This is a genomic window from Ramlibacter sp. AN1133 (assembly GCF_037890035.1).
Classification (GTDB): Bacteria; Pseudomonadota; Gammaproteobacteria; order Burkholderiales; family Burkholderiaceae_C; genus Ramlibacter.
In genome coordinates this window covers 64,458-83,946 of sequence record NZ_JBBKTQ010000002.1, presented here as the reverse complement: position 1 = coordinate 83,946, position 19,489 = coordinate 64,458, and the positions used below count along the sequence as shown (strand labels likewise).

Annotated in this window: 15 protein-coding genes; 10 read left to right on the top strand and 5 right to left on the bottom strand. The window is 70.2% G+C overall.

Annotated elements, in window-relative coordinates:
• Positions 1-27: 27 nt before the first annotated feature.
• From WG923_RS02885 to WG923_RS02855, 7 genes are read left to right on the top strand one after another with little or no spacing between them, the layout of a single operon-like run.
• Positions 28-1,317 carry an aromatic ring-hydroxylating dioxygenase subunit alpha gene (locus WG923_RS02885; RefSeq protein WP_340349422.1) on the top strand — a complete coding sequence of 430 codons (1,290 nt, stop codon included), beginning with the start codon at positions 28-30 and terminating at the stop codon, positions 1,315-1,317.
• Positions 1,318-1,327: 10 nt separating this feature from the next.
• Entirely contained in the window at positions 1,328-1,999 is a 672-nt protein-coding gene (locus WG923_RS02880; protein WP_340349421.1) for an aromatic-ring-hydroxylating dioxygenase subunit beta, read from the top strand.
• A 20-nt stretch (positions 2,000-2,019) separates the two neighbouring features.
• Positions 2,020-3,192, top strand: coding sequence for an ABC transporter substrate-binding protein (locus WG923_RS02875; RefSeq protein WP_340349420.1), 1,173 nt, complete (start codon positions 2,020-2,022; stop codon positions 3,190-3,192).
• Position 3,193: 1 nt separating this feature from the next.
• Positions 3,194-4,120 (top strand): branched-chain amino acid ABC transporter permease, encoded by a 927-nt coding sequence (locus WG923_RS02870; protein WP_340349419.1) that lies wholly within the window; start codon positions 3,194-3,196, stop codon positions 4,118-4,120.
• On the top strand, positions 4,117-5,850 hold the full coding sequence (locus tag WG923_RS02865) for a branched-chain amino acid ABC transporter ATP-binding protein/permease (RefSeq protein ID WP_340349418.1): 1,734 nt from the start codon (positions 4,117-4,119) through the stop codon (positions 5,848-5,850). Before WG923_RS02870 ends, WG923_RS02865 begins: the two co-directional genes overlap by 4 nt.
• Positions 5,851-5,855: 5 nt before the next feature.
• Positions 5,856-6,542: an ABC transporter ATP-binding protein gene (locus WG923_RS02860; protein WP_340349779.1), complete on the top strand. Its 687-nt coding sequence runs from the start codon at positions 5,856-5,858 to the stop codon at positions 6,540-6,542.
• Positions 6,543-6,556: 14 nt separating this feature from the next.
• Positions 6,557-7,984 (top strand): multicopper oxidase family protein, encoded by a 1,428-nt coding sequence (locus WG923_RS02855; RefSeq protein ID WP_340349417.1) that lies wholly within the window; start codon positions 6,557-6,559, stop codon positions 7,982-7,984.
• On the opposite strand, the gene WG923_RS02850 is transcribed toward WG923_RS02855, so the two are convergent.
• The 3 genes from WG923_RS02850 to WG923_RS02840 all read right to left on the bottom strand — a co-directional run bounded on the left by WG923_RS02850 (position 7,977) and on the right by WG923_RS02840 (position 12,894).
• Entirely contained in the window at positions 7,977-9,899 is a 1,923-nt protein-coding gene (locus WG923_RS02850; protein ID WP_340349416.1) for a PAS domain-containing hybrid sensor histidine kinase/response regulator, read from the bottom strand. The genes WG923_RS02855 and WG923_RS02850 overlap by 8 nt on opposite strands.
• 104 nt (positions 9,900-10,003) lie before the next feature.
• The gene (locus WG923_RS02845) at positions 10,004-11,971 is read right to left on the bottom strand and encodes an ATP-binding protein (protein ID WP_340349415.1); all 1,968 of its coding nucleotides are present in this window, start codon (positions 11,969-11,971) and stop codon (positions 10,004-10,006) included.
• Positions 11,968-12,894 carry a DMT family transporter gene (locus WG923_RS02840; protein ID WP_340349414.1) on the bottom strand — a complete coding sequence of 309 codons (927 nt, stop codon included), beginning with the start codon at positions 12,892-12,894 and terminating at the stop codon, positions 11,968-11,970. The genes WG923_RS02845 and WG923_RS02840 overlap by 4 nt, the downstream gene beginning before the upstream one ends.
• Positions 12,895-12,933: 39 nt before the next feature.
• Here WG923_RS02840 and pyrF point away from each other — a divergent pair, with 39 nt between their 5' ends.
• Positions 12,934-13,776: an orotidine-5'-phosphate decarboxylase gene (gene pyrF / locus WG923_RS02835; RefSeq protein ID WP_340349413.1), complete on the top strand. Its 843-nt coding sequence runs from the start codon at positions 12,934-12,936 to the stop codon at positions 13,774-13,776.
• Positions 13,777-13,912: 136 nt separating this feature from the next.
• Here the strand turns inward: pyrF and WG923_RS02830 are convergent, their stop codons facing one another.
• Complete coding sequence (locus WG923_RS02830) at positions 13,913-14,167, bottom strand: GlsB/YeaQ/YmgE family stress response membrane protein (protein ID WP_340349412.1); 255 nt, start codon at positions 14,165-14,167, stop codon at positions 13,913-13,915.
• Positions 14,168-14,429: 262 nt separating this feature from the next.
• The gene (gene uvrA / locus WG923_RS02825) at positions 14,430-17,318 is read right to left on the bottom strand and encodes an excinuclease ABC subunit UvrA (RefSeq protein ID WP_340349411.1); all 2,889 of its coding nucleotides are present in this window, start codon (positions 17,316-17,318) and stop codon (positions 14,430-14,432) included.
• 192 nt (positions 17,319-17,510) lie between these two features.
• On the opposite strand from uvrA, the gene WG923_RS02820 reads away from it, so the two are divergent.
• Both WG923_RS02820 and WG923_RS02815 read left to right on the top strand, forming a co-directional pair.
• A complete protein-coding gene (locus WG923_RS02820; RefSeq protein ID WP_340349410.1) occupies positions 17,511-18,131 on the top strand; it encodes a hypothetical protein in 621 nt (206 codons plus the stop codon).
• Positions 18,132-18,275: 144 nt separating this feature from the next.
• Entirely contained in the window at positions 18,276-19,481 is a 1,206-nt protein-coding gene (locus tag WG923_RS02815; RefSeq protein ID WP_340349778.1) for an MFS transporter, read from the top strand.
• Positions 19,482-19,489 lie beyond the last annotated feature (8 nt).

The window sequence follows — 19,489 nt, the reverse complement described above, 5'->3', positions numbered from 1 at the left end:
CGCCTGCATCCAAGGAGATTGGCCCCGATGAAAGTCGACCACCTCGTCGAACCCGATCGCGTGCACCGCAGCGTCTACACGGACCAGGCGATCTTCGACGCCGAGATGGAGAAGATCTTCGAGCGCATCTGGGTCTACTGCGGGCACGAATCCCAGGTCAAGGCGCCGGGCGACTACCACGCGGTGACGATCGGCCGGCAGCCGATGGTGATGGTGCGGCAGCAGGACGGCGGCATCCAGGTGCTGTACAACCGCTGCCCCCACCGTGGGGTGCAGGTGGTGGGCAACCAGTGCGGCAACACGGGCAGCGCGCTGGTGTGCTCCTACCACGCATGGAGCTTCCACCTCGACGGCAGCGTGCGCGCGATCCCGCTGGCGCAGGGCTACGAGAACACGCGCATGACGCGCGACAACCCGGACTGCTCGATGCGGCGCGCCGCGCGCGTCGACAGCTACCGCGGCTTCGTGTTCGCGAGCCTCGCGGCCGACGGGCCGACGCTGGCCGAATTCCTCGGCGAGGCGAAAGTGGCCTTCGACGACATGTGCGACCGTTCGCCCGAGGGCGAGGTGGAGGTCGTGCCCTATTGCCACCGCGTGATCCAGCAGTCGAACTGGAAGTTCTTCATGGAGAACCAGCTCGATGCGCTGCATCCTTCGGTGACGCACCAGTCCACCGGCATCGCCGCCGGCCGGGTCGAGCGGCGCCTGAAGGCCGAGCGCGGCGCGGCGCCCCTGTACTACCACTACCTGTCCGCCTTCGCCTCGAACTTCGAGCAGTGGGACAACGTCCAGACCATCAACTTCCCGCGCGGCCACGGCATCCTCAAGGCCTACATGGGCCTGCGCCCGCAGGACCCGGACACCAAGGCCCACGAGGCGCTGCTGGAGCAGGCCTGGGGCAAGGAGAAGATGGAGGAGTACCTCTCGCGCAGCATCCACCACGTGCTGGTGTATCCGTATCTCTCGGTGCAGAGCCCGCTGCAGCAGCTGCGCTGCCTGCGGCCGATCTCGCCGGACAAGACGCTGTCGGAGATCTGGCACTTCCGCCTGAAGGGCGCGCCCGAGGCGATCTACCGCCGCAGCCTGTGGTACTTCAACCTGGTCAACTCGCCGGCCACCATGATCAACGCCGACGACCTGGAGAACTGGACCAAGGCGCAGTGGGGCCTGCAGTCCAAGGGACTGGACTGGGTGAGCTTCCACCGCTGGTACGGCGACGACCGCGAGGAGAACGGCGTGACCTACTCCAACCACGGCACCTCCGAGGCTGTCATGCGCAACCAGTTCCGCGCCTGGGCCGAATACCTTGCGCAATGAGGAGGCAGCGATGAGCGAAAGCCGTGCGATCCCGAATGCCGGGCCCGATTTCGAGCACCTGCTGGCGCAGGACGTGGTGATCGCCGGCAGCGTGAGCGCGCCCACCGGTGCCCAGGCGATCGCGCCCGACCACTCGCCGCGCGCGCCGCAGGCCGGCGCGATCCGGCCGATCGAAACCGTGCTGCGCATGGGCCAGGCCACGGGGCTGGACTTGCAGCGCGAGGTGGAGCAGCTGCTCTACCGCCAGGCCGAACTGCTGGATGGCAAGCACTGGCAGGCCTGGATCGACCTGTTCGACGACGCCGGCGTGTACTGGATGCCGATCACGCCGGAGCAGACCGACTGGGAAGGCTCGCCCTCCATCTTCGCCGAGGACAAGCTGATGATGGAGATCCGCAAGGGCCGCGTCACGCACCCCAACGCCTGGTCGCAGGCGCCGCAATGGGCCACCAATCACCTGGTGAGCCACGTGACGATCGAGGCGGGCGACGGCAACCAGGTGCAGGTGCGTTCGCGCTTCCACATGATGGAGCTGCGGCGCGACCAGATCCGCCACTTCGGCGGCAGCTACCGCCACACGCTGGTGCGCGACACCGCGGGGGCGCTGCGCATCCGGCTGCAGCGGGTCGACCTGTTCAACAGCCAGGCGACCTACGACTACGTCCTGCAGGTCTGGGTCTGAGCGTGCCAAGGAACAACACCATGCTGCGCCCCCTCCTCCTCGCCTGCGCCCTGGCCGCCACGGCGCTCGTCGCGCAGGCGGCCGACAAGGTCAAGGTCGGTTTCGTCAGCACGCTCTCCGGCCCCTCCGCCGCGCTGGGTGTCGACATCCGCGACGGCTTCCTGCTCGCCGTGAAGCTCAATGGCGGCAAGCTCGGGGGCCTGCCCGCCGAAGTGCTGGTGAGCGACGACCAGTTCAAGCCCGACGTGGCGCGGCAACTGTTCGAGCGCAACGTCAAGCGCGACAAGGTCGACTTCATGACGGGGGTGGTGTTCTCCAACATCATGCTGGCCGCGCTGCCGGAGGCGATCGACAACAAGGTGATCTACCTCAGCCCCAACGCGGCGCCGTCGCCGATGGCGGGCAAGGAATGCCATCCCCTGTTCTTCGCGGTGAGCTGGCCCAACGACGCCTACCACGAGGCCGCCGGCGCCTTCGCCAACCAGCGCGCGCTGAAGAACGCCTATCTCGTCGCGCCCAACTACCAGGCGGGCAAGGACTCGCTGGCCGGCTTCAAGCGCACCTTCAAGGGCCAGGTGGTGGGCGAGGCCTACACCAAGCTGGGGCAGCTCGATTACGCGGCGGAGCTGGCGGAGATCCGTGCCGCCAGGCCGCAGGCCCTGTACATCTTCCTGCCCGGGGGCATGGGCATCAACTTCATCAAGCAGTTCGTCGGTGCCGGCCTGTCGAAGGACATCATGCTGCTGCTGCCCGGCTTCAGCGCCGACCAGGACGTGATCGGCGCCGTGGGCACGCCGATGGCGGGCCTGTTCAACACCGCGCACTGGTCGCCGGACTTCGCCAACGCGGCGAACCGCAAATTCGTGGCGGAGTTCGAGAAGGAATACAAGCGCACGCCGACCTTGTACGCGTCGCAGGGCTACGACACGGCGCGGCTGATCGACGCCGCCGTGCGGGACGTCAAGGGCCGCATCGAAGACACGCAGGCCGTGCGCGCGGCGCTGCGCGCGGCGAGGTTCGAATCGGTGCGCGGCAGCTTCAGGTTCAACACCAACCAGTACCCGATCCAGAACTACTACGTGCGCACCGTGGGCAGCGACGGCAAGGGCGGGCTGGTGAACAAGTCCTTTACCGAGCCGATCCTCAAGGACCACGGCGACGCCTACGTGCAGCAGTGCCACATGCCGCGGTGACGTGAGCGGGGGCCTCGTCCTCTTCCTGGAGCAGGCGCTCAACGGACTGCAGTACGGGCTGATGCTGTTCCTGCTGGCCGCGGGCCTCACGATCGTGTTCGGCGTGATGGACATGATCAACCTCGCCCACGGCTCGCTGTACATGGTCGGGGCCTTCCTCGCCGCGTGGCTGACGCAGGTCACCGGCTCGTTCTGGCTCGCGTTGCCCGGCTCCGTGGTGCTCACCGCGCTGGCGGCGATGCTGCTGGAAGTCACGGTGCTGCGCAGCCTCTACCTGCGCGACCACCTCTCGCAGGTGCTGGCCACCTTCGCGCTGATCCTGATCCTGAACGACGGGGTGCGCATGGTGTTCGGCACCGACCGGCCGCTGTCGGTGCCCGAGGGTCTGGCCGATCCCGTGGCGCTGCCCCTGGGTTTGCAGTACCCCGCGTGGCGGCTGGTCATCATCGCCACGGGGCTGGTGCTGGCCGTGGTCCTCTACCTGCTGGTGCAGCGCACGCGCTTCGGTGCGCTGGTGCGCGCCGGCGCCTCCAACCGCGAGATGAGCAGCGCGATGGGCGTGGACGTGCCCACGCTGTTCACGGCGGTGTTCGGCCTCGGCGCCGCCTTGTGCGCCGTGGCCGGTGCGCTGCTCGGGCCCTTGCTCGCGGTGCAGGTGGGCATGGGCGAGACCATCCTGATCCCGGCCTTCGTCGTGGTGGTGATCGGGGGCATCGGCTCCATGCGCGGCGCGCTGGTCGGCGCGCTGCTGGTAGGGATGGTCGACACGCTCGGCCGCACGGTGCTGCAGCAGGCGCTGCGGGAAACCTTGCCGCCCGAGTGGGCGAGCGCCGCGGGGCCCGCTCTGGCCTCGGTGGCGGTGTACGTGCTGATGGCCGCGGTGCTGGTGTGGCGGCCGCAGGGGTTGCTGCCGGTGCGCGGGCGATGACGCCCTCGCGCGTCGCCGCCGGCGCTGCGCTGGTCGCCGGGCTGGCGCTGCCCTGGCTGCTGGAGGCTTTCGGCGCCGGCTTCTACCTGAGCCTGGCCACGCGCATCCTCGTGTTCGCGATCGCGGCCACCAGCCTCAACCTGCTGCTCGGATACGCCGGCATGGTGTCCCTGGGGCATGCCGCGTTCATGGGCCTGGGCGCGTACGCGAGCGGCGTGCTCCTGGCCGGGGGGCAGCAGGGCCTGGCCGTGCACCTGCTGGCCACCATCGCCGTGACCGCGCTCGCCGCACTGGTCATCGGCGCGATCTCGCTGCGAACGCGCGGGGTGTACTTCATCATGATCACGCTGGCCTTCGCGCAGATGCTGTTCTACCTCGCGAACTCGCTCAGGGCGTACGGCGGCGACGAAGGGCTGCGGATCCGCGCGCGGGTGCTGCTGCCCCTCGGGTTCGACCTGCACCACGGGCCGACCCTCTACCACGCGACGCTCCTCGTCCTGGCGCTGTGCCTGCTCGCGCTGTGGCGCCTGGACCGCTCGCGCCTCGGCCTCGCGGTGCGCGCGCTGCGCGACGACGAGCTGCGGGCCGAGGCGCTGGGCCTTCCCACCTACCGCTTCAAGCTGGCGATCTTCGTGGTGGCCGGCGCGGTCGCGGGACTCGCGGGCGCGCTCGGTGCGAACCTGCAGGGATACGTGAGCCCCGGCAACCTGCACTGGACGCAATCGGGCACGCTGCTGGTGATGATGATCCTGGGCGGCGCGGGCAGCTTGTGGGGCGGCGTCGCGGGGGCGGTGGCGCTGCTGCTGCTGGAAGAAGCGCTGGGGGCGTGGACGGAGCACTGGGAGTTCTGGACCGGGCTTGTGCTCTTGGCCGCCGTCCTGTTCGCGCGCCGCGGCCTCGCGGGCCTGTTCGCTGCATCGGTCGCCGAACGTAGGCTGGCGGTGAGCCGCGAAGCGCGCGAACCCCAGCGCTTCGCGCATCGCTGGGGTTCGCACAGCTCACCACCAGCCTACGAACCCCAATCCCCGTTGCTCCAGGTCCGCGGCCTGCGCAAGCGCTTCGGCTCCCTCGTCGTCTCCGACGGCGTGAACCTCGACGTGCACGCCGGCGAGATCCACGCGCTGATCGGGCCCAACGGCGCGGGCAAGACGACGCTGGTCGCGCAGCTCGCGGGCGAGCTGCCCAGCGACGCCGGCACGGTGCACTTTGCCGGGCGCGACCTCACGCGCCTGCGCATGCACCAGCGCGCACGCTGCGGCCTCGTGCGCTCGTTCCAGATCACGCGCCTGTTCCGCAGCCTCACGGTGGCGGAGCACGCGGCCTTCGCCGTGCAGGCGCGCGCCAGCGGCGGCAGGACGGTCGACGACGTGCTCGCGCGCGTGGGCCTCGCAACACGGCGCGACGCACTCATCGAGCAGCTGTCCCACGGCGAGCAGCGCGCGCTGGAAGTGGGCCTCACGCTCGCCAGCCGCCCGCGCCTCGTGCTGCTGGACGAACCGCTGGCCGGCATGGGCCCGGAGGAATCGCGCGCGATGACGGAGCTGATCGCCAGCCTGCGCGGCGAGTGCGCGGTGCTGCTGATCGAGCACGACGTGCAGGCGGTGTTCCGGCTGGCCGATCGGGTCTCCGTGCTGGTCGCCGGCGCCGTCGTCGCCAGCGGCGCACCCGAAGCGGTGCGCAGGGATCCGGGCGTGGTCGCCGCGTACCTGGGCGAGGAGGCGCTGGCGTGAGCGAGATGCTGGCGGTGCGCGGCCTGTGCGCCGGCTACGGCCGCAGCCAGGTGCTGTTCGGCGTCGACCTCGACCTGCAGGCGGGCGAGATCCTCGGCCTGCTCGGTCGCAACGGCATGGGCAAGACGACCCTGGTGCGCACCGTCATGGGCCTGCTGCCCACGCTGCAGGGTCGCGTCGACTTCGAGGGCCAGCCGCTCACCGGCCTGAAGCCGCACCAGGTGGCGCGGCGCGGCATCGCGCTGGTGCCCGAGGGCCGGCAGCTCTTTCCCAACCTCACGGTGGAAGAGCACCTCACCGCCTTCGCGCGGCCCGGGCGCTGGACGCCCGCGAACCTGTTCGAATTGCTGCCCGCGCTGGCACGCCGCCGCGGCCACCTGGGCAACCAGCTCTCCGGCGGCGAGCAGCAGATGCTGGCCATGGCGCGGGCGCTGGCCACCAATCCGCGCCTGCTGATCCTGGACGAAGCCACGGAAGGCCTCGCGCCGCTGGTGCGCGAGGAGATCTGGCACGTGCTGGGCGTGCTGCGCGACGCCGGCCACTCGATGATCGTGATCGACAAGTACGTGCAGCGCCTGCTCGGCCTCGCGGACCGGCACGTGATCCTGGAGAAGGGGCGGGTGGCATGGCAGGGCTCCTCCGCCGCGCTGGACGCCGACCGCGCGGCCTGGCACCGCTATCTCGGCGTCTGAACTAAAGTCGCGCGATGCTCAGTACCCGTCGGCATTTCCTGCAGACCGCATCCTTCGCGAGCCTGGCCGCCGTGGCCGGTCCCTCGCGGGCGCAGGAGCGCCCCAGCCTGTCGATCCCGCCGCTCGTGGACCTGCGGCCCGGCGCGCCGGTGACGCTCACCGCCCGTGTCGGCGAAACCGAGTTCTTCCCGGGCAAGGCCAGTCCCACCGCCGGCTACAACCGCCACCTGCTCGGCCCGACCCTGCGCGTGCGCAGCGGCGAGGAGGTCACGCTGAACGTGCGCAACGAGTTGCCGGAGATGACGACGGTGCATTGGCACGGCCTGCTGATCCCGGCCGCGGTGGACGGCGGGCCGCACAACGAGATCCCCGCCGGCGGCACGTGGAAGGCCGTGCTGCCGGTGCAGCAGTCCGCGTCCACCTGCTGGTACCACCCGCATCCGCACGGGCGCACGGGGCTGCAGGTGTACGGCGGGCTGGCCGGCATGCTGATCGTGACGGATCGCGAGGAGCAGGCGCTGGGCCTGCCTTCGCGCTACGGCGCCGACGACCTGCCGCTGATCCTGCAGGACCGCGTGTTCGACCGCGAGCAGCACCTGGTCTACCCGCGCGGGCACATGGCCCTGATGCACGGCGTGCAGGGCAGCGTGATGCTGGTGAACGGCGCGCGCGAGCCGCGCGCTGGCGTGCCCGCGGGGCTGGTGCGGCTGCGGCTGCTCAATGGCGCGAACGCGCGCGTCTACGACCTGGCCTTCGAGGATGGCCGCAACTTCCACTGGATCGCCACCGATGGCGGCCTGCTGCGCGAGCCGGTGCCGCTGCAGCGCATGCTGCTCGCGCCCGGCCAGCGCGCCGAAATCCTGGTCGACTTCTCGGACGCGCGCAGCGCCGTGCTGGTGAACCGCAGCACCGCCGGCCAGCAATCCCTGCTGCATTTCGCTCCCGCCGGCGAGCCCCGGCCACAGCCCGTTCCGGCGCGCCTCGCGAGCTGGCAGTCCCCCACGCGCGAGGCGGCGGCGCAGCGCCGCCGCCTGACCATGACCCTGGGCAATGGCGCGATGGACGGCATGCCGGGCATGCAGGGGATGCACGGCATGCCCATGCCGCACGGGTTCGACGGCCGGCCTTTCGACATGGCGCGCATCGACCAACGCGTGAAGCTCGGCGCCGTGGAGATCTGGGAGGTCTCGTCGCTGCCCGGGATGATGATGGACCAGCCCCACCCCTTCCACATGCACGGCGTGCACTTCGAGGTGCTGCAGCGCGATGGCCGCGCCCCGGGGCCGCTGGACATCGGCCGGCGCGACACGGTGCTGGTGGACGCGCCGGTGGAACTGCTGGTGCGCTTCACGCAGCCGGCGCCCACCGTGCCCTTCATGTACCACTGCCACATCCTCGAGCACGAGGACGCCGGCATGATGGGTCAGTTCACGGTCACCTGACTTCCGCGGGCCTGCCCAGGCGCGTGCGCGCCTCGTTCAGCAGCGCGATCAGGGCATCCAGTTCCACCGGCTTGGTCAGGTGCGCATCGAAGCCGGCGTCGCGCGTGCGCTTCTTGTCTTCCTCGTTGCCGAAGCCCGTCATGGCGACGAGGAAGGCGGTCGGTGCGCCGTCCTCGGCCATCAGGCGCCGGCGCGCTTCGTAGCCGTCCATGCCCGGCATCGCGAGATCGAGCAGGATCACGTGCGGCAGGAAGCGGCGTGCCACCGCGATGCCGCCTTCGCCGTCGTAGGCCGATTCGACCTGGTTGCCCAGCAGGCGCAGCACGTCGGTCGCGCTGTCCGCGGAGTCGCGGTTGTCGTCGATCACCAGCACGCGCAGGCCGCCCGCGGCGTCCTCCTGCCGCTTTTCCTCGGCCGCCACCGCGGCCTGGCTGGCCACCGGCAGGCGCAGCGTGAAGGTGCTGCCGAAGCCGCGCCCCGCGCTGGCGGCATCGATGCTGCCGCCATGCATCTCCGCCAGCGAGCGCGCGAGCGTCAGGCCGATGCCCAGGCCGCTTTCCGAAGCGGCCGACTGCGCCGTCTCGGCCTGCGCGAAGAGCTGGAAGATGCGCTGCAGGTCCTCGGCCGCGATACCGCGCCCGTTGTCCTTCACCGTCACGTACACGAAGCCGGCGTCGAGGCGCACCCGCAACTCGATGCGGCCGCCGTCGGGCGTGTACTTGGCGGCGTTCACCAGCAGGTTCTGCAGCACCTGCGACAGGCGCGTCGAGTCGCCGTTGACCCACACCGCCTCGCGCGGCTGCTCCACGGCCAGGGTGTGGCGCCGCGTCGTGACCAGCGGCCGCACCGTCTCGACGCTGCGCGCGACCACGTCCGACAGGCGCACCAGTTCCTTGCGCAGCTTGATCTTGCCGGTGGTCAGGCGCCCCACGTCCAGCAGGTCGTCGACCAGGCGGGTCACGTGCGTGAGCTGCCGGTCGATCACGTCGCGGCAGTTGCGCAGCACGGGGCTGGCGAGCGTCTCCAGCTGCATGATCGTGACGGCATTGCGGATCGGCGCGAGCGGGTTGCGCAGTTCGTGCGCCAGCATCGCGAGGAATTCGTTCATGCGCCGGCTGGACTTCTCCAGCTCCTCCAGCCGCCGGCGCTCGCTCATGTCGCGCGTGACCTTGGCGAAGCCGCGCAGGTCGCCGCCCGGGCCGCGCACCGCGGTGATGACCACGTTGGCCCAGAACAGGCTGCCGTCCTTGCGCACGCGCCAGCCTTCGGTCTCGAAGCGGCCCTTCTCCAGCGCGGTCTTCAGCGCGGCGTCCGGCTTGCCGGCGGCGCGGTCCTCCGGCGTGTAGAACATGCGGAAGTCCTGGCCGACGATCTCGCTGGCCCGGTAGCCCTTGATCGCCTCGGCGCCGGCATTCCAGCTCTGCACCGTGCCGTCGGGGCCCAGCATGAAGATGGCGTAATCCTGCACGGAGTCCACCAGCAGGCGGAAGCGCTCCTCGCTGACGCGCAGCTCCTCCTCGTGGCGCCGCCGCTCGGTGAGGTCGCGCGTGATCTTGGCGAAGCCGGCGAGTTCGCCCATCGGCCCGTACAGTGCCGTGATGGTCACGTTGGCCCAGAAGCGCGTGCCGTCCTTGCGCAGGCGCCAGCCTTCGTCCTCGAAGCGCCCGCGCTGCCTGGCCAGCCGCAGTTCCTCCTGCGGCCAGCCGGAGTTCACGGCGTCGGGCGGATAGAAGATCGAGAAGTGCTTGCCGAGGATCTCGTCGCGGCGGTAGCCCTTGAGCTTCTGCGCGCCGCTGTTCCAGGAGACGATGTGCCCCTCGGGATCGAGCATGAAGATCCCGTAGTCGGTCACGGCCTCGATCAGCAGCTGCAGGCGCTGCTCGAGCGTGTTCTCCGGATGGGAAGCGGCAAGCATGGCGATGGGCCGGATGATGATCGCAAGGCCTTGTAACCCGCTGCCATGCAGCTCGTAAATGGGGTGTTGTCCTACGGACGCGTTTCCGGCATGAGCGGCCGGCCTCAGCCTTCGCCGGTGCCGGCTTCGGCCAGGAAGCGCGCGAGCAGCGACTCGAGTTCGTCCAGGGCCGCGCCCACGGGGGAGAGTGCGCCCGCTTCGGCCTGCGCCTCCAGTTCCCTGGCCAGGCGATGCACGGACGCGGCGCCCACCATGGAGGCGGATCCTGCCAGCGAGTGGAGATGGCGGCGCAGGTCGGTGGCCGCGGCAGCGGCGAGGGAAGCGCGGGCCCACTGCAGCACGTGGGGCGCGTTGTCGGCGAAGGCGCCCAGGGCCACGCGCAGCAGTTCCTCGTCGCCGCCGAGCCGCTCCAGGGCCTCCGCGCGGTCGAAGTCGAGGGGGGCCGCCGGTGCGGCCGGAGGCCCGGAGGCCGGCGCCGGCGCGGCGGGCGCGAGCGCCTGCCCCGTCCACTCGGCCAGCACGTGCGCGAGCTGCGCCGCATCGATCGGCTTGGACAGGTACTCGTTCATGCCCCAGGCGAGGCAGCGTTCGCGCTCGCCCGGGGCGGCGTTGGCCGTCAACGCGATGATCGGCTGCGTGAAGCCCTGCGCCCGCAGGCGGCGCGTGGCCTCGTAGCCGTCCATGCGCGGCATGCGGCAGTCCATCAGCACCAGGTCGTAGCCGCCAGCGGCGGCGGCGGCGACGACTTCCTCGCCGTCGGCGACGATGGTGACCTCGTGGTAGCCCGCCTGCGCGAGCAGCCCGCGCACCACCACCTGGTTGGTCTCGTTGTCCTCCGCCACCAGCACCCGCTTGGCGGAGCGCGGCACCTGGGCCGGCTGCTGCGCGTGCAGGCGCGCGGGCACCCGGTCCAGCGGCAGTTCCTGCAGCGGCAGCTCGCAGCGCACCGAGGTGCCGCGCCCCGGCTCGCTTTGCAGCAGGATGGTGCCGCCCAGCATGTCGGTGAGCTGCTTGACGATGGCCAGGCCCAGCCCGGTGCCGCCATAGCGCCGCCCGGTGGCGCGGTCCGCCTGCGTGAAGCGCGTGAACAGGCGCTGCTGCACCTCGAAGGGAATGCCGATGCCGGTGTCGTAGACCGTGAAGCGCAGCATGCCGTTGCCGCGCCCCGCCAGGCTGCGGCCCACCATCAGCCCGAACTCGCCCTGCGCGGTGAACTTCAGCGCGTTGGACAGCAGGTTGTTCAGGATCTGGCGCAGCCGGCCGGCGTCGCCGCGCACCGCCAGCGGCACCTTGGGGTCCACCTCGAGCACGAAGCGCAGGCCCTTTTCCTGCGCGCGCAGGCGGTAGATGTCGTGCAGGTCGTCCAGCAGCTCGTCGAGGCGGAACGGTGCCGACTGGAGCTCCATGCGGCCCGATTCGATCTTGCCCAGGTCCAGCAGGTCCTCGATCAGCTCCATCAGCGAGGACGCGCTGGCATCGGCCAGTTCCACGTAGCGGCGCTGGCGCGCGCTCAGGTTCTCGGACAGCAGCAGGCGCGTGAGCCCGAGCACGCCATTGAGCGGCGTGCGGATCTCGTGGCTCATGTTGTCCAGGAAGTCGCTCTTGGCGCGGTTGGCGGTCTCCGCCGCTTCCTTGGCCTCGCGCGCTTCCTTTTCGGCGGCGACGCGCGCGGAGATGTCGCGGAAGCTCAGTACGCGCGCGCTGGCGCCGTGCGCGAGCTGCATCACCGTGGTGTAGCGCTCGAACACGCGCCCGTCGGCGCATTCGAGCTGCCCGTAGCCTTGCGCATCGGGCGAGCGGAACAGCGCGTCGAGCTGGCGCATCGACTGCTCCGGGTCCTTCAGCTGGCTGCGGATGTGGGGCAGCAGCTCGCCGGCCCCGGCCTGCGCGAGCCGCGGCGGGACGTTCCACATGCGCAGGAACTGGCGGTTGCGCAGCAGGATCTCGAAGGCGGGGCTCACGACGAGGATGCCGTCCGCGGTGGCGTCGAGCGTGGCCCGCAGGAGCGCGGCGGCCCCCGGCGCGTTCGCGAGGCTCTCGGCGGAAGGGAGGGGCTCCTGGGGCTCGGTCATCCTGTTCGTCGGCTCGCTGGCGATGATACGGCTGGCTCGACCGGCGGGACGCGCGCCGGCCACAGCACCGACAAAATGGCGACCATCATCAGCGCCACCGCCGTCCAGTCCTGCCAGTGCACGGCTTCGCCCAGCCACACCGCGCCGCTGAAGACGCCCAGCACCGGGATCATCATCACGCTGAGGGTGGAGGCCACCGCCGGCAGGCCGCGGGCCAGGTAGGTCCAGGCAGCGTGGGCGAAACCGAAGATCAGGATCGCGTTGTAGAGGATGGCGCCGGTCGCATTCCGGTCCGGCGCATGCCACTGGCCGGATTCGAACAGCGTGGCCAGGGCCGCCATCACGAGGGCGGTCATCACCGTCATCCAGAACGAGATCGCCAGGGCCGGCGCCTGCACGCGCGTGCGGCGCAACTGCTGCGTGCCCAGCGCCCAGGATGCGGCCGACACCAGGGCCAGCACGACCCCCAGGGGCCGGCCGGCCAGGTGCGTGAGTTCATGCCAAAGCAGCAACAGCACGCCGATGGCGGCGGCGCTCACGCCCGTCCAGCCGCGGCGGCCGAGGGGCGTGGCGAAGAACAGGGCGCCGATCACGGCCGAGAAGATCGGCATGGTGTAGCCCAGGATCGCCGCGCGCCCGCTGGAGAGCGTGCGCACCGCCAGGATGATGCACACGTGCCACACGAACATGTTCGTCACGGCCAGCCAGAACAGCTCGCGCCAGTGCCGGCGCGGGATGCGGAACGGCACCTGGAGCATCTTCATGCCGAGGGCGAGCACCGGCAGGCCGATCCACATGGAGAGGGCGCGGAAGGTGAGGGGCGGATAGCTGGTGACCCCGAGCTTCATCACCGGCCAGTTCAGGCCCCAGACCAGGGTGAGGATGACGAGGATGGTGAATTGCTGGCGCGACAGTGCGTGCATGGCCGGCATTGTCGCAAGGGCGGATCCTAGAATCGGCGCATGACCTTCCTCGAGATGCTGCAGGCGGCGCAACAGCGCAATGGTTCGATGTTGTGCGTGGGGCTGGACCCCGAGCCCACCCGCTTCCCGCTCGGAATGACGTCGAACACGGCGCGCATTTACGATTTCTGCGCCGGCATCGCCGATGCCACGGGCGACCTGGTGTGTGCCTTCAAGCCGCAGATCGCCTACTTCGCGGCGCACCGGGCCGAGGACCAGCTCGAGCAGCTGATGCGGCACCTGCGCGCCAACTGGCCGCAGGTGCCGGTGATCCTGGACGCCAAGCGCGGCGACATCGGCTCCACCGCGGAGCAGTACGCGCGCGAGGCCTTCGAACGTTACGGCGCGGACGCGGTCACGCTCTCGCCGTTCATGGGTTTCGATTCGGTGCAGCCCTACCTGAAGTACCCGGAGAAGGGCGCGTTCCTGCTGTGCCGCACCTCCAATCCCGGCGGCGACGACCTGCAGAACCAGCGGCTGGCGTCGGTGGCGGGGCAGCCGCTGCTGTACGAGCACGTCGCGCGCCTCGCGCACGAGTCGTGGAACCTCAATGGGCAGCTCGGGCTGGTGGTCGGTGCGACCTACCCGAACGAGATCGAGCGGGTGCGCGCCATCGCGCCGACGATGCCGCTGCTGATTCCCGGCGTGGGCGCGCAGGGCGGCGATGCGGTGGCGACCGTGCGGGCGGGCTGGCGCGCCAAGGGGCCCATCGTCGTCAACTCCTCGCGCTCGATCCTGTATGCGTCCAGCGGCACGGATTTCGCCGAGGCGGCGCGGGCGGAAGCGCTGCGCACGCAGCTGCTGCTGCAGTCGGGGCTGCCGGTGATGTCGGATCTGCCGTAGGGGACGCAGGACGCGTGTGGGGTTCGTAGGCTGGTGGTGAGCGCCGAAGGCCGCGAACCCCAGCGATGCGCGAAGCGCTGGGGTTGCGCTATCGCTCCACCGCCAGCCTACGAATACCCCGACGCCGCGACAGCGTTCAGACGCCCCGCCGTCCCCGCACCATCGCGAAGAGGAACAACAGGATCACCGCCCCGATCACCGACGCGATCCAGCCGGCCGGGTCGTTCGGGCCGTAGAGACCCATGGCCTGGCCGATGAAGCGCGCCACGAACGCGCCGGCAATGCCGAGGAGCGTGGTCATGATGATGCCCATGCGGTCATTGCCCGGCTTCACGGCGCGGGCGATCAGGCCCACGATGAAGCCGACGAGGATGGTTCCGATGATCGACATGTGATCTCCAGACGAGTTGTGTGTGGGGAGCATGCTAGGGAGCGGCTCGACGGTGCCTTGTAGGCCAGCTGGAAATGCGCGCGTAGGCTGGCGGTGAGCGCCGAAGGCCGAACGCGCGTAGGCTGGCGATGAGCGCCGAGGGCCGAACGCGCGTAGGCTGGCGGTGAGCGCCGAAGGCCGAACCCCAGCGTTTCGGGACGGCGCTTCGCGCAGCGCTGGGGTTTCGCTGCCGCTCCACCGCCAGCCTACGGATCGCTGCCGGTTACAGCAGCCGCTTGAGGTAATGCCCCGTATGGCTCAGCGGATGCGCCGCCACCTCCTCCGGCGTGCCAGCCACCACCACCGTCCCGCCGCCGTCCCCGCCTTCCGGTCCCATGTCGATGATCCAGTCGGCGGTCTTGATGACGTCCAGGTTGTGCTCGATCACGACGATGGTGTTGCCCGCATCGCGCAGCTGGTGCAGCACCTTGAGCAGCAGCGCGATGTCGGCGAAGTGCAGGCCGGTGGTCGGCTCGTCCAGGATGTAGAGGGTGCGGCCCGTATCGCGCTTGGACAGTTCCAGTGCCAGCTTCACCCGCTGCGCCTCGCCGCCCGAGAGCGTGGTGGCGGCCTGCCCGAGCTTCACGTACGACAGGCCCACGTCCAGCAGCGTCTGCAGCTTGCGCGCAATGGCGGGCACCGGCTTGAGGAACGCAAAGGCATCCTCCACCGTCATGTCGAGGAGCTGCGCGATGTTGCGGCCCTTCCACTGCACCTCCAGCGTCTCGCGGTTGTAGCGCTGGCCGCGGCAGACGTCGCAGGCCACGTACACGTCCGGCAGGAAGTGCATCTCGACCTTCACCACCCCGTCGCCCTGGCAGGCCTCGCAGCGGCCGCCCGGCACGTTGAAGGAGAAGCGCCCCGGGCCGTAGCCGCGCTCCTTGGCCAGCGTGGTGTCGGCCATCAGCTCGCGGATCGGCGTGAACAGGCCGGTGTAGGTGGCGGGGTTGCTGCGCGGCGTGCGACCGATCGGCGACTGGTCGACGTTGATCACCTTGTCGAAGTGCTCGATGCCCTCGATGCTCTCGTGCGGCGCCGGCTCGTCGTGCGCGCGATAGAGTTCGCGCGCCACGGCGGCATAGACGGTGTCGTTGACCAGCGTGGACTTGCCCGAGCCCGAGACGCCCGTCACGCAGGTGAGCAGGCCGACGGGGATCTCCACCGTCACGTCCTTGAGGTTGTTGCCGCTCGCGTTGACGATGCGCAGGACCTGCGGGTCGGGCATTTCGCCGAGGCGCACGCGCTTCGCGGGGACCGGGATCTTCAGCGTGCCCGACATGTAGCGGCCGGTCAGCGATGCAACGCTGGCCATCACCTCGGCCGGCGTGCCCTGCGCCACCACCTGGCCGCCGTGGATGCCGGCGCCCGGGCCCATGTCGACCACGTAGTCGGCGGCGCGGATCATGTCCTCGTCGTGCTCCACCACCAGCACGCTGTTGCCCAGGTCGCGCAGGTGCTGCAGGGTGCCGATCAGGCGGTCGTTGTCGCGCTGGTGCAGGCCGATCGAGGGCTCGTCCAGCACGTACATCACGCCGGTGAGCCCCGAGCCGATCTGCGAGGCGAGCCGGATGCGCTGCGCCTCGCCGCCGGAGAGCGTCTCCGCGCTGCGATCGAGCGAGAGGTAGGTCAGGCCGACGTCGTTCAGGAAGCGCAGGCGGGCGCCGATCTCGCGGATCACCTTGTCGGCGATCTCCGCCTTGGCGCCGTGCAGCTTCAGGGCCTGGAACCAGGCATGGCAGTCGCGCAGCGTCATGTGCCCGATCTCGAAGATCGCGCGCGCCTCGTCGCCTTCACCCAGCTTCACGTGCCGCGCCTCGGTGCGCAGGCGCGTGCCGTCACACGTGGGGCAGGGCTGCAGGCTGCGGTAGCGCGCGAGCTCCTCGCGCACCGCGGCCGAATCCGTCTCGCGGTAGCGGCGCTCCATGCTGGGGAGGACGCCCTCGAAGGGATGCTTCTTCGTGACCTTGCGGCCGGACGAGGCCGCCGTCTCCAGCGAGTAGGTGAAGCGGATCTCCTCCTCGCCCGATCCGTGCAGCAGCACCTTGCGCACCTGCGGCGGCAGGTCCTGGAACGCCGCGTCGACGTCGAACCTGTAGTGGCGCGCCAGGCTTTCGATCAGGTTGAAGTAGTGCGGGTTGCGGCGGTCCCAGCCCTTGATCGCGCCGCCGGCCAGCGACAGCTCGGGGAAGGCGACCACCCGCGTCGGGTCGAAGAACTCCATGGTGCCGATGCCGTCGCAGCCCGGGCAGGCGCCCACCGGCGAGTTGAACGAGAACAGGCGCGGCTCCAGCTCCGCGATCGAGTAGTGGCAGATCGGGCAGGCGAATTTGGCGTTGAACATGTGTTCGCGGCCCGAGTCCATCTCCATCGCGATCGCGCGGCCGTCGGCCAGGCGCATGGCGGCCTCGAAGCTCTCCGCCAGGCGCTGCTGCACTTCCGCCTTCACCTTCAGCCGGTCCACCACCACGTCGATGTCGTGCTTTTCCGCCTTCTTCAGTTTCGGCAGGTTGTCGAACTCGAACACCTCGCCGCCGACGCGAAAGCGCACGTAGCCCTGGCCCTGCATCTCGGCGAACAGGTCCGTGAACTCGCCCTTGCGCTCGCGGGCCACCGGCGCCAGCAGCATCAGGCGCGTGTCCTCCGGCAGTGCCAGCACCGCGTCGACCATCTGCGAGACGGTCTGCGACTGCAGCGGGATCGCGTGCACCGGGCAGTAGGGCGTGCCGGCGCGCGCGAACAGCAGGCGCAGGTAGTCGTGGATCTCGGTCACCGTGCCCACGGTGGAACGCGGGTTGTGGCTGGTGGCCTTCTGCTCGATCGAGATCGCGGGCGACAGGCCCTCGATCACGTCGACGTCCGGCTTGTCCATCAACTGCAGGAACTGCCGCGCGTACGCCGACAGGCTCTCGACGTAGCGCCGCTGCCCCTCCGCATACAGCGTGTCGAACGCGAGCGAGGACTTGCCCGACCCGGACAGGCCCGTGATCACGACCAGCCGGTAGCGTGGCAGGTCGAGGTCGATGTTCTTCAGGTTGTGCGTGCGTGCCCCGCGGATGCTGATCCGCTGGCCCAGGGCCGCATGGAGGTACTTGCCGTCGCTGCTGTCGTTCAACTCTCGCGCCCATCAAGGGAAAACCCGAAATCATAGGGCCGGGGAGGCATCTCGCGCACGCACCGGCTTCAACGCAAGCGCAACAGCGCGACCGGAGCAGCGAGGCGTAACGAGCGCGCATTTGTGTTTCGCCCGTGGAAGGTTCGCATCTGGCTGATCGTTAATTCGCTACCTACCACCCAAGGAGGACCCATGACGACGCGTCCGTACTATCCCGTCTCGCGCTACACCCGCCGGCAGTTCAGGGCGCAGGCAGCCATGCTCCGCCTGCTGGCCGGGGCGGTGCTGGCCGCGTTGCTGGCGATGGCATTGCTGGCGAGCGACCTGGCGCAGGCGCAGGGCAACAACCCGGTGGCGCGTTTCGACGGCGGCATCGGCGTGCAGCCGGCCACCTGGGTGGGTGCCAACAACGCTGCTCCCACGGGTGGGGCCGCGGCGGCGAACAATGTCAACGACACACCGCCGGCCGGCCGGCCCTGGGTGATCTCGGACCTGAAGGCGCAGGTGTTCGGAGACGGTGCCTTCGACGTGCGCGGCCAGGGCCTGATCTTCGCGGGCAGCCCCAACGTGGGTCGCAGCGGCGGCGTCAGCGTGCGCATGCGGCTGTACTGCGGCGCCGGCGCCGGCCTCGCCAAGTTCACGTCGGAAGAAACCGTGCAGCTGGCGCCCAACGGCGACTTCCGCCTGCGCGGGCAGTTGGCGCTCCTCAACCCGCTGACGGAATGCCCGACCGCCGTGCTGCTGATCCTGAATGCAGGCGCGAGCGCGCAGAACGCGGGTGGCTGGTTCGCCGCCGGCATCCCGAAGGACTGAGCGCCTGATAGCCCCCCCATCCCGGGGCCCCGGCCCCGGGCTTTCCCTGATCGGGGAGAATCCTGCCTTTAGCCGGACGGTGACGTCCGCCAGCAGATCTCCCCATCCGTGACTTCCATCCCTGTTCCTGCCGGCTCCAGCCGCATGACGCCGGCCGAGCGGCGTGCCAGCGGCTCGCTGGCCATGATCTTCGCGGCCCGCATGCTGGGGCTGTTCCTGGTGCTGCCGGTGTTCGCGCTGGAGGCGGCCCGCTACCCCGGCGGCGGCGACCCGGCCGTGGTGGGCATGGCCATGGGCATCTACGGTCTCACCCAGGGCATCCTGCAGATTCCCTACGGCCTCGCATCGGACCGTTACGGGCGCAAGCGGGTGATCGTGCTGGGCCTCATCGTGTTCGCCGTCGGCAGTTTCGTCGCCGCGGCGGCGCCCAACCTCACCTGGCTGGTGATCGGCCGCGCGGTGCAGGGCGCCGGGGCCGTCTCCGCCGCCGTCACGGCCCTGCTGGCGGACCAGACCCGCGACATCGTCCGCACCAAGGCCATGGCCCTGGTGGGCGCCAGCATCGGACTGATGTTCGCCGTCTCCCTGGTGGCCGCCCCCATGCTGGCGGCGCGCATCGGGCTGCACGGCCTGTTCACGATCACCGGCGGGCTGGCGCTGACCTGCATCGCCGTGGTGCTGTGGTGGACGCCGCCGGCGCCCGTGCAGCACGCCAACGTGCCGCGGGGGCGCCTGGCGGACGTGCTGGCTCACGCGCCACTGCTGCGGCTGGACGTGGGCGTCTTCATCCTGCACGCCGTGCAGCTCGCCATGTGGGTGGCGGTGCCGGCGCTGCTGGTGCAGGCGGGCCTGAGCAAGGACCGCCACTGGCAGGTCTACCTGCCCACCGTGGTCGCCTCCTTCGTGGTGATGGGGGCCGTCTTCACGCTGGAGCGGCGCGGCTACCTGCGGGCGGTGTTCCTGGCGGCCATCGGCATCGTGCTGCTGGTGCAGCTGGGCCTGCTGGTGGTTTCGGGCACGCCCAGCCTGCCGGTGCTGGCGGGGCTGCTGTTCTTCTTCTTCTGCGGCTTCAACGTGCTGGAGGCCACCCAGCCCAGCCTGGCGTCGCGGCTGGCGCCGCCGCACTCGCGCGGCGCCGCGCTCGGTGTGTACAACACACTGCAATCGCTGGGATTTTTTGCCGGCGGCGCGGTCGGCGGCTGGCTGTCGAAGAACGTTGGACCTGCAGGGCTGTTCGGCACCGGGGCCGTCCTGATGCTGGTGTGGCTGGTGGCCGCCTGGCCCATGCGGGCGCCCCAGCCGCGCAAGACCGCCGAAGAAGTGCTCGCCGAGGAGGCCGAGGCCGGCTGATCCGGCGC